Consider the following 12,667-nt stretch of genomic DNA (forward strand, 5'->3'; position numbering starts at 1 on the left):
GGCCTTCTGCCCGAGGACGTGGGGGCAAGCATCCGCAGCCAGCTGGGCATCGGCTGGTGGAATTCGCAGCTCAACTTCTATGGGCCCGAAAAGGTGATCCGGGCCAAGTTCGAGGTTGTCGCCGACGCGCTCGCGGCGCAGTTGGGCCAGCGTCCGGAGCCCCGGCTGTGGCGCCAGGGCGACGACTTTGGCGCGAGCCATGCGGGCATTCCCTCCACACGCGACATGGCTATGATCGACTGGTACGGCGGGCGCGGGGGGCACCTTGGGTTTCTCCCCGATCCTGCCTGCCGATGGCGCGCGCGCGCAAACGCAGTTCCAAAGCACGCGGGCCCGCTTCGAGGCGGCGGGCATCGACTATTACGGGGCCTTTTCGGTAGGCGCGCGGGCGATCATCAATATCAACGAGATCCTTTACGACCGCGACAACGCGCAGATGGCGCGCGCGGTGCCCCAGTTGATGGACACGCTGATCGCAGACGCGGCGAAGCATGGCTATGGCGAGTACCGCACCCATATCGATGCCATGGACACGGTGGCGGCAACCCAGAACTACGGCGCGGACGCCTCCGGGGTGGGCGCGATGGGGCGCCTCAACGGCGTGCTCAAGGATGCGCTCGATCCCCATGGCATCCTGGCGCCGGGCAAGCAGGGGATCTGGCCTGCGCGCTACCGGGCCTGAGCGGGGAGAGCCTCGGCGCGGGGGACCATCGCGGCGACCGTCTCGACCGAGTTCCAGTGGCCGGCGACGGGGGCCTCTTCGGGGTAGATCTCCAGTTCGATCTCCGGCGCAAGGCCGGTCTCCTCGTAGACCGTGCCATCGGGCGCGGCGAAGGTCTCGTTCGCGAGTTCCAGCAGCCAGCCGTTGGGAAGCGGCTTGGCAAGAGGCGTGGAGAAGGCGCCGCGCGTGCGGGTGCCGACCTGCGTTACGTGCGGGTTCTGGCGAAAGGCGAGCGTGGCGAGTTCGCCGCCGCTGACCGTCACATCGCTCGTCATCACGTAGACCGGCCCTGCGAAACGCGCACCCGTGGCGGGCGTGATGGTATGAGGGAACGGAGCAAGCCTGATCCGCGGGCGCGGGTGGTAAAGCCCGTCTGCACGGTGTCGAGGAAGCGGGCGGGCTGGGCCTTGGCGATCTGGTCCCATCCGCCCCGGTTGTTGGAAAGATCGACGATCACGCCGTCGAGCCCGGCAAAGTCGGACATGGCCTGTTCGAGTGCATCCTGGAATGCCGCCATTTCCGCCTCGGCCCATTCGGGAGTGGCAAAGTCGCTGCGCTCGGTGAACCCGCCCATGACGAAGACCTGCAGATAGCCCACGCGCCCGTCGATCACGCCCCACACGATGCGCCCGCCTCCGGCCGTGCGCGCGCTTTTACCCAGCTTCGCGGTGGTCTGCGCGATGAGCGCGCCGAGCCAGGCGGGTTCGCCACCCTCGCGGGCACGGATGCGCGGGAGGGTCTCGCCCTGGCCGTCCTGCACGCGGCGGCGTTCTCCGTCGACTTCACCCAGCAGCTTGGTGTGGCTGTCGGAGAGCCCTTCCATGAAGGCGGCAAGTGCGTCCCACAACTGGGCCTCGTCCATGCCAGGATGCATCTTCGCGCGCAGCGCCGCGCGGCGCGCCGCAAACCCGGGAGGGCGTCTGTCGAAAAAGGCGTAGTGGCGTTCGAAATGGTCGAGAAAGGCCGCGGCTACGGCGCCGGGCGTGCGATCGGTCGGCGCGCTGCAGGCTGCGGGCAAGGCGGGGAGGCGGTCGAAGACGACGTTGGTGTCCCCCTCCAGCAACTGGAAGATCGCGGCTTTGCTGCCGGGAAGCGCGCGGAAATAGCGGTAGCGCGCGCTGTCCATCTCGCTTTGCGTGCCCCGCGCCAAGGGCGGGCGATAGCAGGTCGTTCCCTCCTGGTGCCGGATGACGCCAGCCTCGTCGATCTCGAGCAGCCAGCCATACCCGCGCGAACGCCAGATGCCGCGCACGGCGGGATCAGTGGAGCCATCGCTGCGCGCGATGCTCTGCACAGGACCAGCCTCCTCCCACGGGCGCGGCGCTTTGGATTGCGCGGCTTGGGCTTGGGCGGACAGGGGCGCGCTGAGGCAGGTGGCGGCCAGGAGCGCCGCGGCAGGAACTCGGATCATGTGCGACATGCTAGCGCGCGACCTGCCGCGCTCAAGCGCGCGCTCGATGGATGGCCGACCGGGATCGATGGGGGCTCAATCCATCAGCGCGCACGAGACGCCCGTGAACAGGCCATTCGTCACGTGGTAATGGATGTACTGGCGAAGTTCCTGCACCTCGCCCTTGCGGATCGGGAAGAACTGGTCGAGCCCCTGCGCGGCGAGCGCTTCTGCGGTCAGGTCCTTGCGCGCCTCGATGCGGATCACGCCTTCGAGGGCAACGAGTTCGTCGCTGGCGGCAAAGCGTTCAATGGTCAGCGTTTCCTCCACGTGGTCGTGCAGGAAGCCGTAGAAGTCGCGGAACGCCTCACGCGTGGCGAGGTCGACGCCGAAGAAGGTGAGGTGCGCGCCGGGCGCGTAGAAATCGTAGACGGCATCGTAGTCGCGCGCGTTGAAGGCCGCGGCGTAGCGGTCGTAGTCCTCGCGGGTCATCGGGCAGCTCCTCTCTCGTCGAAATGGCGTGTCGCTCCGCCTTGCACATATTGATAACGAGCGTTACGATTGTGCGCAACGACTGCCCCGATGCAGCGAAGGGAGAGAGAGCTTGCACCCGACGACAGAGCCCGAGACGCGCGTCTATACCGCGCAGGAACAGGCGAACATCGACCACGTACGCACGATGATCCGCGAGGTGCTCGACGCGCTCGATCCCGATGCGGTCGACCGGTTCATCGTGCCCGACTACATCCAGCACAACCAGATGGTGGGGCAGGGCACCGAACCGCTCAAGCAGTTCCTGCGCGAGGCCAAGGTCCATTCGCCCGAGCCGTGCCATGACATCAAGCGCATCTTTGCCGATGGCGACCATGTCATCGCGCACTACCACCTGCGCCGCTGGCCGGGGGATACGGGCTACGCGATCATGGATATCTTCCGGCTCGAGAACACGATGGTGGTCGAGCACTGGGACGTGATGATGGAAGTCCCGGCGGACAGTCCCAACCCGATCGGACCGTTCTGAGATGGCGCGCGCGGATCGCTTCACCGGCAAGCGGGTGGTTGTCCTGGGCGGCAACAGCGGCATCGGCCTGGCCTGCGCACAAGGATTTGCCGAGGAAGGCGCGGGCGTGCGCCTCACTGGCCGGGACCCGCAGACCATCGCCAGCGCCGTCGCCTCGATTCCCGGGGCGAAGGGCAACGCGGTCGACATCTCCGACCTTGCCGCGATGGACGCCTTCTACGAGACGGTGGCGGCCGAGGAGGGTGGCATCGACGTCCTCATGGTCAACGCCGGGATGGGCGGCTTTTCGCTGATCGAGGACATGACAAGCGAATACTGGGACCAGGTCCATTCGATCAACCTCAGGGGCTGTGTCTTTGCCATGCAGAAGGCGGTGCGGCTCATGGGCGAAGGGGGCGCGATTGTCGTCACCGGATCTATCGGCGGCCATGCCTTCGTGCCCGGCAACGCGGCCTATGGCGCGGCCAAGGCGGGCCTTGCGCTCGCCATGCGCCAGTTCGCCGGCGAGTATGTCGCGCGCGGGATCCGGGTCAACATGGTGAGCCCGGGCCCCATCGAGACGCCGCTCCTCTACCGCAATCCCGGCATGGACGAGGCGGCGGTCGAGGCGATGCGCGAACAGATGATCGCGGCCGTGCCGATGAAGCGCATGGGCGCGGCGAAGGAAGTGGCCGATGCGGTGCTCTTTCTCGCCTCCAACGAGGCAAGTTTCGTGACCGCGGCCAACCTGATGGTCGATGGCGGCGCGCTGGAAATCGGATGAGGATGGCATGACCCACAACGACACCACGCCCTTTGCCGGGCCTTTCTCGACGCTCGACAACCCGCGCCTCGAATTCGCGATGGAAGTGCGCCTGACCTTCCCGCGCGTGCAGATGATCGCCAACACCCCGATGGGGGGCAACCGCAGCGCGGTCTATGTCGATGGCGGGACGTTCGAGGGGCCGCACCTCAAAGGCAAAGCCGTGCCGGGCTCGGGTGGTGACTACGCCACCTTCCGGCCCGACGATGTGGCCGTGTTCGACGCGCGCTACATGCTGGAGGAGGACGATGGGACGCTGATCCTGCTCAACAACCGGGGCTTCCTGTGGGGGCGCAAGCCCGGCACGATGGAGCGCCTGCGCGACTGGGCCTTCAAGGGGGGCGAACCGGTCGAGCAGCAGGAATACTACCTACGCGGCAACCCCAGTTTCGAATGCCCGGTGGGCAAGCACGACTGGTTGACCAAGCACGTCTTCATCGGCGTGGGCGAGCGGCGCGCGGACGGTAACCTGCTGCGCTATTACGCGCTGACCTGAGGTGCGTCATGGCCGAAGCTGAGACGCTCCAGCAGCGCAACACGCGCATTGTTCTCGACATGTGGCAGGGCGTGATCCGCGAGGGGAGCCGCGAGGCCGTGCTGCGCTATATCCACCCGGACTACGTGCAGCATGCGGTGAACCTGCCTTCGGGGCGCGAGCAACTGCTGCACCTGACCGATCTTATCCGCAATCCGCCCGAGGGCTTCGTGCCGCCAGCAACCAAGCACCTGGTGCGCACGGTGGCGCAGGACGACACGGTCGTGGTGATCTGGAACCAGGACCAGCCCGATCCCGCGCGGCCAGGGCAGACCTACCCCGGGCACGCCTTCGACATGTACCGGCTGGAGGATGGTCTCATCGTCGAACACTGGGACGACACCCGCAAATGGGCGCGCTCCTGGGCCGAGGAACAGCCGGGAGAGCGCTCATGAACATGGCCACACAGCTGGTCCCCGGCGCGAGTGTGCCCGAGGGGCAGACCCCGCCGATGGTGGCGGCCGACCATGCACAGCTGCTCGCCAGCGCAGATCCCGTTCTCGCGGCGAACAAGCGGCTTTGCTACGACATGTACCGCATCGTGCTGCAGGGCGGCCATGCCGACCGCGCGCACGAATTCATCGCCGAAAGCTATATCCAGCACAATCCCAACGTCGTCAGCGGGCGCGCCGCGCTGGAAAGCTTCATCCGCGGTTCGCGCCCGGCGCGCGAGGTCCGGCCCACCATCGAGCTGCCGCTGGTCTCCATCGTGGCGGAGCGGGACATGGTGACGATGGCCTTCGTGCGCACCGAAACGGGTGAGGATGGAGAGACCTACCACACCAGCTGGTTCGATCTGTTCCGTATTCAGGATGGCCGGATAGCCGAGCACTGGGACCCGGCGATCAGGAGTGCGGCGATGCTCAGGACCGATCCCAACTCGCAACGTCTGGACTAGACGCGCGCGGCGTGCGGCGCTCCTTCGAGCGGTAGAGGTCCGCATCGGCCCGGCGGAAGAGCTCGTTCGGAGACGACGGCTCTCCGGCGCGGGGCAGGGCGAGACCGAACGAGGCGCGGATCGAGAGGGACGTTCCTTCCCAGTTGAACGGCGTGGCGAGCATGTGCAGGGCAGCGTTCAGGCGCTGCTGCAACTGGTCCTCGTCCTGGTTCTGCGCAAGCACCATGGCGAACTCGTCGCCCCCGATGCGGGCGAGCAGCAGGGCTTCGGGAAAGGCGCTGCGCAAGTGCGCACCGAAGCGCGCAAGGCAGGCATCCCCTGCGATGTGGCCGAAGGCGTCGTTGACGGCCTTGAAGTGGTCGAAGTCGAACAGCACCAGTGCGCCGGCCGAGGCCATGTTGCGGGAGGCTGGCGAGGAAGGCGCGTGGGGCGCTTGAAGAAAGGCGGCGTGGAACAGCGCGCGGTTGCCTAGCCCGGAGACCGGATCGGTGAAGGCGAGTTCTTCCAGCTTGCGCAAATGGAGCCGCTCGTGGGTGATGTCCTGCTTGGTGCCGTGCAGCCGCAGGGCCTGGCCATTGCGCGATTCGACATGGGCATGGATGCGCAGCCAGCGCTCCTCGCCCTCGGCGGTATATATCTGCGCCTCCAGAGAAAAGGCCCCGAGCACTTCGATGGCCTGCGCGCGCCGCACCTCAAGGAGGCGGCGCGATTCGGGGGCATACATGTCGAGCACCTCGCGCCGGTCGACCTTCTCGCCAGGGGCGAACCCGAAAAGCTCGAAAGTCGCTTCGTTCCAGCGCAGGCTCTGATCGCTCAGATCGCACGAAAAGGCTCCGATCGCTACGGGCGTGCCGTCACTCTGCGTGTCGCCCTCGGACGCACACGAATCCCTGCGGGTGATCGCCTCGAAGGCGGCCCGCGAGATGGAAAAGGGAGGGACAGCCTGGGCCAATGAGAGGTCGAATACCGTAGGAGTGGTGGAGGTGCGTTAAGTATCCTGGAATACTTAAGGACGGGCTAAGGTCTTGGCTTCGCGAAGTATCTGAGTCACTCCTATAAGCATCTCGCGTTAACTAGAAAAGGGGGCAGTCATGGGCGCGACGCAGCGGCGGGCATGGCGACGCCCGATAGCGCGGCGAAGCGCGTGAGGACGGCGTCCTGGACCTTCGTGTCGAGTGTCTTGGGATCGGGCTCGCGGCGCTCCATGTGGTGCCAGTAGCCTCCGCTGGTTCCCGCCTCGCCGTCCAGGCATGTTGCAAGCCAGCACTGGGTGAGGTGGGCTTCGTCCAAGGGATCGCTGGCCGATTCGCCGCCCATGCGGGTGGGCACCCAGCCCGGATCGACGGTGTGGCACGCGATGTCGGGAAGATGGCGGGCAAGGCCGTTGGCCATGGCCGTCAGCAGCATCTTGCTCTCGCCATAAGCGCTCGGGCCCGACCAGCGGCGTTCGCGCCAGTCCATGTCGTCGAGCGCTTCCTCGTGGCCATAGTGCATCGAGCTGCCGGTGAAGATCAGGCGCGCAGGGCGTTCGGCGAGCAGGCTGAGCATGTAGGGGGCGATCGCGTTCACCATCAGGACGCGCAGGAGGCCCTCGCGGGTTACCTCACGCGTCGAGTCGATGACCCCGGCGTTGTGAATGATCGCGTCGACAGGGCCCGTTTCGTTGAGCGCCCGGGCAAGTGCGCGGACCTCCTCGAGGCTGGCAAGATCGCCGGTCAGGACCGTATTGACGTCGGCGAGCGCGCCAAAGGCGTTGATACGCTCTTTCGAGCGGGCATGGAGGATGACATCGTGTCCGTTGCCGATCAGTGTCTGGATGGCGTTGCGACCGATCCCCTGCGTTGATCCGGTGACGAAAATGCGGGCCATGTCGCGCTCCTTTCCCGCTTCTTCGGGGTGGTCGTGACGGCCCTGGTGTGCGGGAAAACAAAGCCGCGCCAAGCCCCTGGATGGAGCCTGTCGCGGCAGGATGTGGTCATGGAGCGTCCGCCCTGCAAGGCGCAGGCGCAGGGCATCGGTCTCGGCTCAGGGGCGTTCCGGCTCCCAGACCGCGCCCTTGATGTGGTGGATGAGGCCGGCCGCGTCGACCTTGTAGAGGATCAGGAACTCGACCTCGACCCGCGCCCCCTTAGGGACCAGCGACATGCCGGAAAATCCACGCGCCTCCAGCACCTTCTGGGAGAGGTCCTTCAGCCCCTCGAAGGTGATGACGACATGGCCGACGAAGCCCTCGGCGCCGGGATAGAACCCGCGGAAGTCGACCGTTTCACGGCAGTACTCGTGGAAGAAGGCGTAGAACGCGCGGAACGCGGGCTTGCCGCGCACCGCAAAGCCTGCGTTTTCCAGCACGAAGTCGTCGGTGAAGAAGGTCTCCAACGCGGCGTAGTCGCGCGCGTTGAAGGCCTCCACGTACCGAATGTAGTCCGCTTCGCACAACGGCATCGCCGCGGCCGAAGCGCTCACAGCTGCGAGGGCATGCCGTCGAGCAGCATCGTCTTGCTCTCGAGGAAGGAGCAGAGACCTTCCACGCCGCCCTCGCGGCCGATGCCCGACTGCTTGAACCCGCCGAAGGGCAGGCCGAATTCGAGGCGCATGCCGTTCTGGCCGAAACCACCCGCACGCACCTTGCGCCCGATGCGGTAGGCCGCTTCGTGGTCGTTGGTCAGGACCGAGCCGTTGAGGCCGAAGGCGCTTTCATTGGCGATGCGGATCGCGTCCTCTTCGTCCTCGGCCGGGATGAGGCTGAGGACCGGGCCGAAGATCTCTTCCTGCGCAATGCGGCTCGTGTTGTCGACGTTGGCAAAGAGGGTGGGCTCGAGGAAGTAGCCCTTGTTCATCGTGGTCGGGCGGTTGCCGCCGGTGATGAGGTCGGCGCCTTCGGCCTTGCCGATGGCGATGTAGTCCTCGACGCGTTCGAGCTGGCGCTTCATGGCAAGGGGACCAAGCTGGGTATCGGGCGCGGTGCTGGCCCCGATTTTCACGCCCTGCATGACCTTGGCGATGGCGTCGGCCAGTTCGTCGTGGCGCGCTTTGGTGATAATGGCGCGGCTCAGCATGGCGCAGACCTGCCCGCTCATCACGGTGATGGTGTTGCCCAGGATCGCGGCGGCGGCCTCGATCGGGAAGTCGTCGCGCACGATGGCGGCCGACTTGCCGCCCAGTTCGAGCGTGCAGCGCGCGACGCGGCCCGCGCAGACCTCGCCGATACGCTTGCCCGCGATGGTCGAGCCAGTGAAACTGACCTTGTCGATGCCGGGGTTGTTGACGAGGTGGTCGGACGCGTCGCGCCCGCCGCACACCAGGTTGACGACGCCCGCCGGAATGCCGGCCGCGTCCGCCGCCTCGGCCATGATATAGGCTTCGAGCGGGGTTTCGGGCGAGGGCTTCATGATGACCGTGCAGCCGGCAACCAGCGCGTAGGCGACCTTGCTGGAAAGAATGCCGTAAGGCGCGTTCCAGGGCGCGATGCAGGCGGCAACGCCAACCGGCTCGTAGGCGACAAGCGCGGTGTCGACCATCTGGCTGGGGCGGCGCACGACGAACTCGAAGTCCTTGCCCAGCGATGCGATGAACTTGATCGTGGCGGTCGCACCGCCGTGCATCTGCGGGGCAAAGCTGGAAAGGCCGCCGACCTGCGCGGTCCAGCAGGCGCACAGTTCCGCTTCGCGCTTCTCCAGTTCCTCGGCCCAGCGCAGGACGGCTGCTCCGCGCTCGGCCGGGCTCATCTGCGGCCAGGGGCCGGTGTCGAAAGCCTCGCGCGCGGCGGCAACGGCCTTGTCCATGTCCGCGGCGGTGGCGTCGGCAACCACGCCGATCACCTCTTCGCTGTTGGGCGAGACGAGTTCGAAGCGCTGTGTGCCGGTTGATTCGATCCAGCTGCCACCGATGTAGAGTTTCTCGGGGTTGCGGATATCCACGCCTTCAGGGGTCATTGCAGGTGTCCTCTTCCATGTGCGCACGGCTTGCGATCCGGCAATGATGCCGGAGGGTGCGCGTCTCTTGCCAAAACGATAACGAACGTTACGATGGTGCGCAACGCCCAAAACGCGTTTCAGGGGAGCCGATCTGGTTTCTCCGGCCGCGGGAAGAGGGCTCGGGAGAGGAGAGAGGCTGCATGGATCAGGATCCGGCAATTGCCCAGTTGCGGGCCGAAGTGGCGCAGCTGCGCGAAGAAGCACGCGCCGCGCGCGACTGGACCGAGATCGCCAACCTCCAGGCGATGTACGGATACTATGTCGACAAGGGGCTGTGGGACAAGGCGGCGGACCTGTTCGCCCGCGAGGGTACGCTCGAGATTGCAGGGCGCGGCGTCTATGTCGGGCGTGAGCGGGTGCGGGCTTACCTGCATGCCTTGCCGCCCTACGAGCGCGGCGCATTGTTCAACCACATGCAGCTCCAGCCCGTGATCCACGTCGAGGGAGATACGGCAAAGGCGCGCTGGCGCACCTTCATCCAGATCGCCTGGCTGGGCGGGATCGCGCGCTGGGGCGAGGCGACGTATGAAAACAGCTACGTGCGCGAGGACGGGGCCTGGCGCATCGCCTCGCTCCATGGCTTCATCACCTTCTATTGCGAGTACGACAAGGGCCTGAACGAGGGCGGCATCCCGCTTCTGCGCAAGATCGACGGGCTGAAGCCCGATCTGCCCCCGACGGTCGAGTACGAAGCCTTTCCTGAGGTCTTCGTGCCGCCCTTTCATTACGGAGATGGGGCGGTGGAGACGGGGGCGTGAGCGGCCTGTCGTCAGGCTTGATCGCGCCGCGCTCTACGCCGTGCTCGACCGCTATCTGGCCGCCCTTGACGCGCGTGATCCGACGCAGGTCTCCTGGGCGCGCGATGTCCTTCACACCGAGAACAACGTCGCGCTGCTTCCGGGCGATGGGCTGTGGGCGACGATCACCGGCCGGGGTACCTACGACTTTCGCTTCTGCGATCCCGAGACGGGGCAGATCGGCCTGTTCACGACGGTGATCGAGAGCGGCGACGAATCCGCCGCCGCGCTGCGCCTTGGCGTGAGCGGGGCGGGCGAGGTCTGCGAGGCCGAAATGATCGTCGTGCGCCAACGCGACGAGGCCCTGCATTTCCCCGATCCCAGGTTCGAGGCCAAGCCGGTCATGGACGCCTTTGTGCCCGAGGCCGAGCGGATGACCCGCGAACGGCTGCTGACATTGGCCAACGGCTACTTCGCGACACTGGAGCAGAACGACGGGCAGCTCTTCACCGCCTTTCACCCGGACTGCCAGAGGGTCGAGAACGGGACACAGACGACCAACAACCCGGCCTTCATGCTGCCCATTGCGAAGCTGGGCTGCGAGGCGCAGTTTCGCCTCGGCTGGTACCGTTACGACGATCGCCTGCGCGCGCGCCGCTTCCCGCTTGTCGACGTGGAACGCGGGCTGGTCATGGCCCATGGCTTCATCGACCATCGCGGCGTGCTGGAGCGCTATACCCTGACCGACGGGACCGAGGTGGAATCGCATATCCGCCGCCCGCACACGTTCTATCTCTCCGAAGTCTTCAAGATCGAGGCTGGCGCGATCCGCCAGGTCGAGGCGAACTTCATCACCGTGCCCTACCACATGCCCTCGCCCTGGGACGCGCAGGGGCAGGGGCGATGAGCGCGACCGTCCTGCCGGATGCAGCGCCCGCGCTTTCTGCTCGCGCGCGCTGGACCTCGCTGATCCTGTGCGGCGCGGTCATGCTGCTCGACGGCTATGACCTGACCGCGATGCCGCTGGCCGTGCCACACCTGGTTCAGGCCTATGGCCATGCGCCCGAGACCTTTGGTCTCGCGCTTTCCGCCGTTCTGCTGGGGCTGGGGCTTGGCGCGGTGGGGCTTGCGCCGCTGGGCGATCGGTTCGGGCGGCGGCGTGTGATCCTCCTCGTCCTGCCTGTGCTGGCGCTGGCGACTTTCGGGACGGCCACGGGTCAGAGCGTCGAGGCGTTTACCGCCTGGCGGCTTCTCACCGGCCTTGCCCTCGGCGCGTGCCTGCCCAACGTCACCGCGCTCAGCGCGGAACTGGCGCTACCCGGTCGGCGGGCGAGCACGATGACGATTGTCTCGATGGCCATTCCACTCGGCGCGGCGGGATCGGGTCTGGTGGTCTCGCCGCTGGTCGCTGCGTTCGGGTGGCAGGCGATCTTCATCCTTCCGGGGCTTGTGACTTTGCTGCTTCTGGGCCTCCTCTGGATGGCCTTGTCCGAATCCCCGGCGGTCGCGGGTGATGTCGAGGAGGGGGCAGGTTCAGGAGCGCCACTGGTGCAGTTGCTGCATCGGCCCATCTTCTACGTCACCGCGCTTATATGCGTGCTCTACGGGGTCAACGCCGCGGCGCTCTACTATATCAATTCCTGGGTCCCCACGGTCCTGCCGAACGCTGGTTTCACGCTGGAGACGGCGGCCCATGCGGTTTCGCTCCTGCAATTCGGAGGCATGGTCATCGGGCTCTTGCTCGCCCGCATGCTTGACGGGGGGCGGGTGACGGTGGTGCTGGCGACAAGCTACGGCGCGATAGGGCTGGCGCTGCTGGCCTTTGGCCTCGTCCCGCCCACGCGGCTGGGCTGGGGTATCCTCCTGCTGATCGCAGGTGGCGGCATCTCGGGCGTGCACGTCGCGATCCTGGCGGTGGCCTCGGGGCTCGTCCCGCCGCGCCTGCTCTCCAGCCTCATTGGCCTTGCCGTGGCGGTGGCTCGGATCGGCGCCATCGGCGGCCCCTTGCTGGGCGCTGCGGTCATCGAGGGAGATGTAGGGGCTGCGCTGTTCTTCGCCTTTGCCGCGCTGCCGGTGGCCTTGTGCCTGGGCCTCACGATGCTGCTGCCCGTCGTGCGACGGGCCGCGCGTCCCGCGCCTCAGTCGAGTGAAAGCGAGAAATCCCGTTCCCCGCGCCAGGCGGTGAGCGTGGGTCGGTAATAGGCCCGATAGGGCCAGAGCAGGACCGCGTTGAAGAGGATCGTCAGCGCGCCGAAGACGACTTCGACGACGCCCCATTCCAGCGCGAAGTTCCAGTAGGCGATGACGACCGTCAGCGGCACGGCTGCGGCCGCAACGAGCGGCATCATGCGGTCGGCAAGGACGAGGACGGCAATCGCGATCTCGGCCACCTTGATCCAGGCGAAGAGCCCGGAGTGGATGAGCGCCAGCGTGAATTCCTGGCCCAGCGGCGTATTGCCGAGCGGCTGGATTTCGAAGGGGGTGAAGTACTCCACCCCCGAGAACAGGTACCACAATCCGAAGATCCAGCGGCTGGTGTGATAGAGCGCGCGCATCGTGTCGTCCTCTCGTCCTGGAAACGTGCCGGAA

General features: G+C 66.6%; 17 protein-coding genes. 9 read left to right on the top strand and 8 right to left on the bottom strand.

What is annotated here, in order from left to right; genetic code table 11:
* Nucleotides 1-265: 265 nt before the first annotated feature.
* Entirely contained in the window at nt 266-682 is a 417-nt protein-coding gene (locus MBENS4_RS24150; protein ID WP_052322240.1) for an FAD-linked oxidase C-terminal domain-containing protein, read from the top strand.
* Here MBENS4_RS24150 and MBENS4_RS27195 read toward each other — a convergent pair.
* The 3 genes from MBENS4_RS27195 to MBENS4_RS12375 all read right to left on the bottom strand — a co-directional run bounded on the left by MBENS4_RS27195 (nt 670) and on the right by MBENS4_RS12375 (nt 2,603).
* Entirely contained in the window at nt 670-996 is a 327-nt protein-coding gene (locus MBENS4_RS27195; RefSeq protein WP_039391072.1) for a S41 family peptidase, read from the bottom strand. The two genes, MBENS4_RS24150 and MBENS4_RS27195, sit on opposite strands and share 13 nt — an antisense overlap.
* Nucleotides 996-2,015 carry a S41 family peptidase gene (locus MBENS4_RS27200; protein WP_039391073.1) on the bottom strand — a complete coding sequence of 340 codons (1,020 nt, stop codon included), beginning with the start codon at nt 2,013-2,015 and terminating at the stop codon, nt 996-998. Before MBENS4_RS27200 ends, MBENS4_RS27195 begins: the two co-directional genes overlap by 1 nt.
* A 192-nt stretch (nt 2,016-2,207) precedes the next feature.
* Nucleotides 2,208-2,603 carry a nuclear transport factor 2 family protein gene (locus tag MBENS4_RS12375; RefSeq protein ID WP_039391074.1) on the bottom strand — a complete coding sequence of 132 codons (396 nt, stop codon included), beginning with the start codon at nt 2,601-2,603 and terminating at the stop codon, nt 2,208-2,210.
* Nucleotides 2,604-2,715: 112 nt separating this feature from the next.
* On the opposite strand from MBENS4_RS12375, the gene MBENS4_RS12380 reads away from it, so the two are divergent.
* Genes MBENS4_RS12380 through MBENS4_RS12400 form a run of 5 tightly spaced genes read left to right on the top strand, consistent with a single transcriptional unit; the run spans nt 2,716 to nt 5,367 of the window.
* Nucleotides 2,716-3,132 carry a nuclear transport factor 2 family protein gene (locus tag MBENS4_RS12380; protein WP_242404885.1) on the top strand — a complete coding sequence of 139 codons (417 nt, stop codon included), beginning with the start codon at nt 2,716-2,718 and terminating at the stop codon, nt 3,130-3,132.
* Nucleotide 3,133: 1 nt separating this feature from the next.
* The gene (locus tag MBENS4_RS12385; RefSeq protein WP_039391076.1) at nt 3,134-3,895 is read left to right on the top strand and encodes an SDR family NAD(P)-dependent oxidoreductase; all 762 of its coding nucleotides are present in this window, start codon (nt 3,134-3,136) and stop codon (nt 3,893-3,895) included.
* Between the two features lie 7 nt (nt 3,896-3,902).
* Nucleotides 3,903-4,430, top strand: a complete 528-nt coding sequence (locus MBENS4_RS12390) for a DUF3237 domain-containing protein (RefSeq protein WP_039392330.1) — start codon at nt 3,903-3,905, stop codon at nt 4,428-4,430.
* Between the two features lie 8 nt (nt 4,431-4,438).
* Nucleotides 4,439-4,864, top strand: coding sequence for a nuclear transport factor 2 family protein (locus tag MBENS4_RS12395; RefSeq protein WP_052322241.1), 426 nt, complete (start codon nt 4,439-4,441; stop codon nt 4,862-4,864).
* A complete protein-coding gene (locus MBENS4_RS12400) occupies nt 4,861-5,367 on the top strand; it encodes a nuclear transport factor 2 family protein (RefSeq protein ID WP_039391077.1) in 507 nt (168 codons plus the stop codon). The genes MBENS4_RS12395 and MBENS4_RS12400 overlap by 4 nt, the downstream gene beginning before the upstream one ends.
* Here the strand turns inward: MBENS4_RS12400 and MBENS4_RS12405 are convergent.
* The 4 genes from MBENS4_RS12405 to MBENS4_RS12420 all read right to left on the bottom strand — a co-directional run bounded on the left by MBENS4_RS12405 (nt 5,333) and on the right by MBENS4_RS12420 (nt 9,299).
* Nucleotides 5,333-6,319 carry a GGDEF domain-containing protein gene (locus tag MBENS4_RS12405; protein WP_052322242.1) on the bottom strand — a complete coding sequence of 329 codons (987 nt, stop codon included), beginning with the start codon at nt 6,317-6,319 and terminating at the stop codon, nt 5,333-5,335. The two genes, MBENS4_RS12400 and MBENS4_RS12405, sit on opposite strands and share 35 nt — an antisense overlap.
* Nucleotides 6,320-6,456: 137 nt before the next feature.
* Entirely contained in the window at nt 6,457-7,236 is a 780-nt protein-coding gene (locus MBENS4_RS12410; RefSeq protein ID WP_039391078.1) for an SDR family NAD(P)-dependent oxidoreductase, read from the bottom strand.
* 156 nt (nt 7,237-7,392) lie between these two features.
* Nucleotides 7,393-7,830: a nuclear transport factor 2 family protein gene (locus MBENS4_RS12415; RefSeq protein WP_242404886.1), complete on the bottom strand. Its 438-nt coding sequence runs from the start codon at nt 7,828-7,830 to the stop codon at nt 7,393-7,395.
* Nucleotides 7,827-9,299 carry an aldehyde dehydrogenase gene (locus tag MBENS4_RS12420; RefSeq protein WP_039391080.1) on the bottom strand — a complete coding sequence of 491 codons (1,473 nt, stop codon included), beginning with the start codon at nt 9,297-9,299 and terminating at the stop codon, nt 7,827-7,829. The genes MBENS4_RS12415 and MBENS4_RS12420 overlap by 4 nt, the downstream gene beginning before the upstream one ends.
* Nucleotides 9,300-9,481: 182 nt before the next feature.
* Between MBENS4_RS12420 and MBENS4_RS12425 the strand changes: the two genes are divergently transcribed.
* Genes MBENS4_RS12425 through MBENS4_RS12435 form a run of 3 tightly spaced genes read left to right on the top strand, consistent with a single transcriptional unit; the run spans nt 9,482 to nt 12,277 of the window.
* A complete protein-coding gene (locus MBENS4_RS12425) occupies nt 9,482-10,099 on the top strand; it encodes a nuclear transport factor 2 family protein (RefSeq protein ID WP_039391082.1) in 618 nt (205 codons plus the stop codon).
* Nucleotides 10,074-10,985: a hypothetical protein gene (locus MBENS4_RS12430; RefSeq protein ID WP_052322243.1), complete on the top strand. Its 912-nt coding sequence runs from the start codon at nt 10,074-10,076 to the stop codon at nt 10,983-10,985. Before MBENS4_RS12425 ends, MBENS4_RS12430 begins: the two co-directional genes overlap by 26 nt.
* On the top strand, nt 10,982-12,277 hold the full coding sequence (locus MBENS4_RS12435) for an MFS transporter (RefSeq protein WP_084592067.1): 1,296 nt from the start codon (nt 10,982-10,984) through the stop codon (nt 12,275-12,277). The genes MBENS4_RS12430 and MBENS4_RS12435 overlap by 4 nt, the downstream gene beginning before the upstream one ends.
* On the opposite strand, the gene MBENS4_RS12440 is transcribed toward MBENS4_RS12435, so the two are convergent.
* Entirely contained in the window at nt 12,217-12,633 is a 417-nt protein-coding gene (locus tag MBENS4_RS12440) for a hypothetical protein (protein WP_199904375.1), read from the bottom strand. The genes MBENS4_RS12435 and MBENS4_RS12440 overlap by 61 nt on opposite strands.
* Nucleotides 12,634-12,667: the final 34 nt, after the last annotated feature.

The sequence above is a fragment of the Novosphingobium sp. MBES04 genome (assembly GCF_000813185.1).
Taxonomy (GTDB): Bacteria; Pseudomonadota; Alphaproteobacteria; order Sphingomonadales; family Sphingomonadaceae; genus Novosphingobium; species Novosphingobium decolorationis.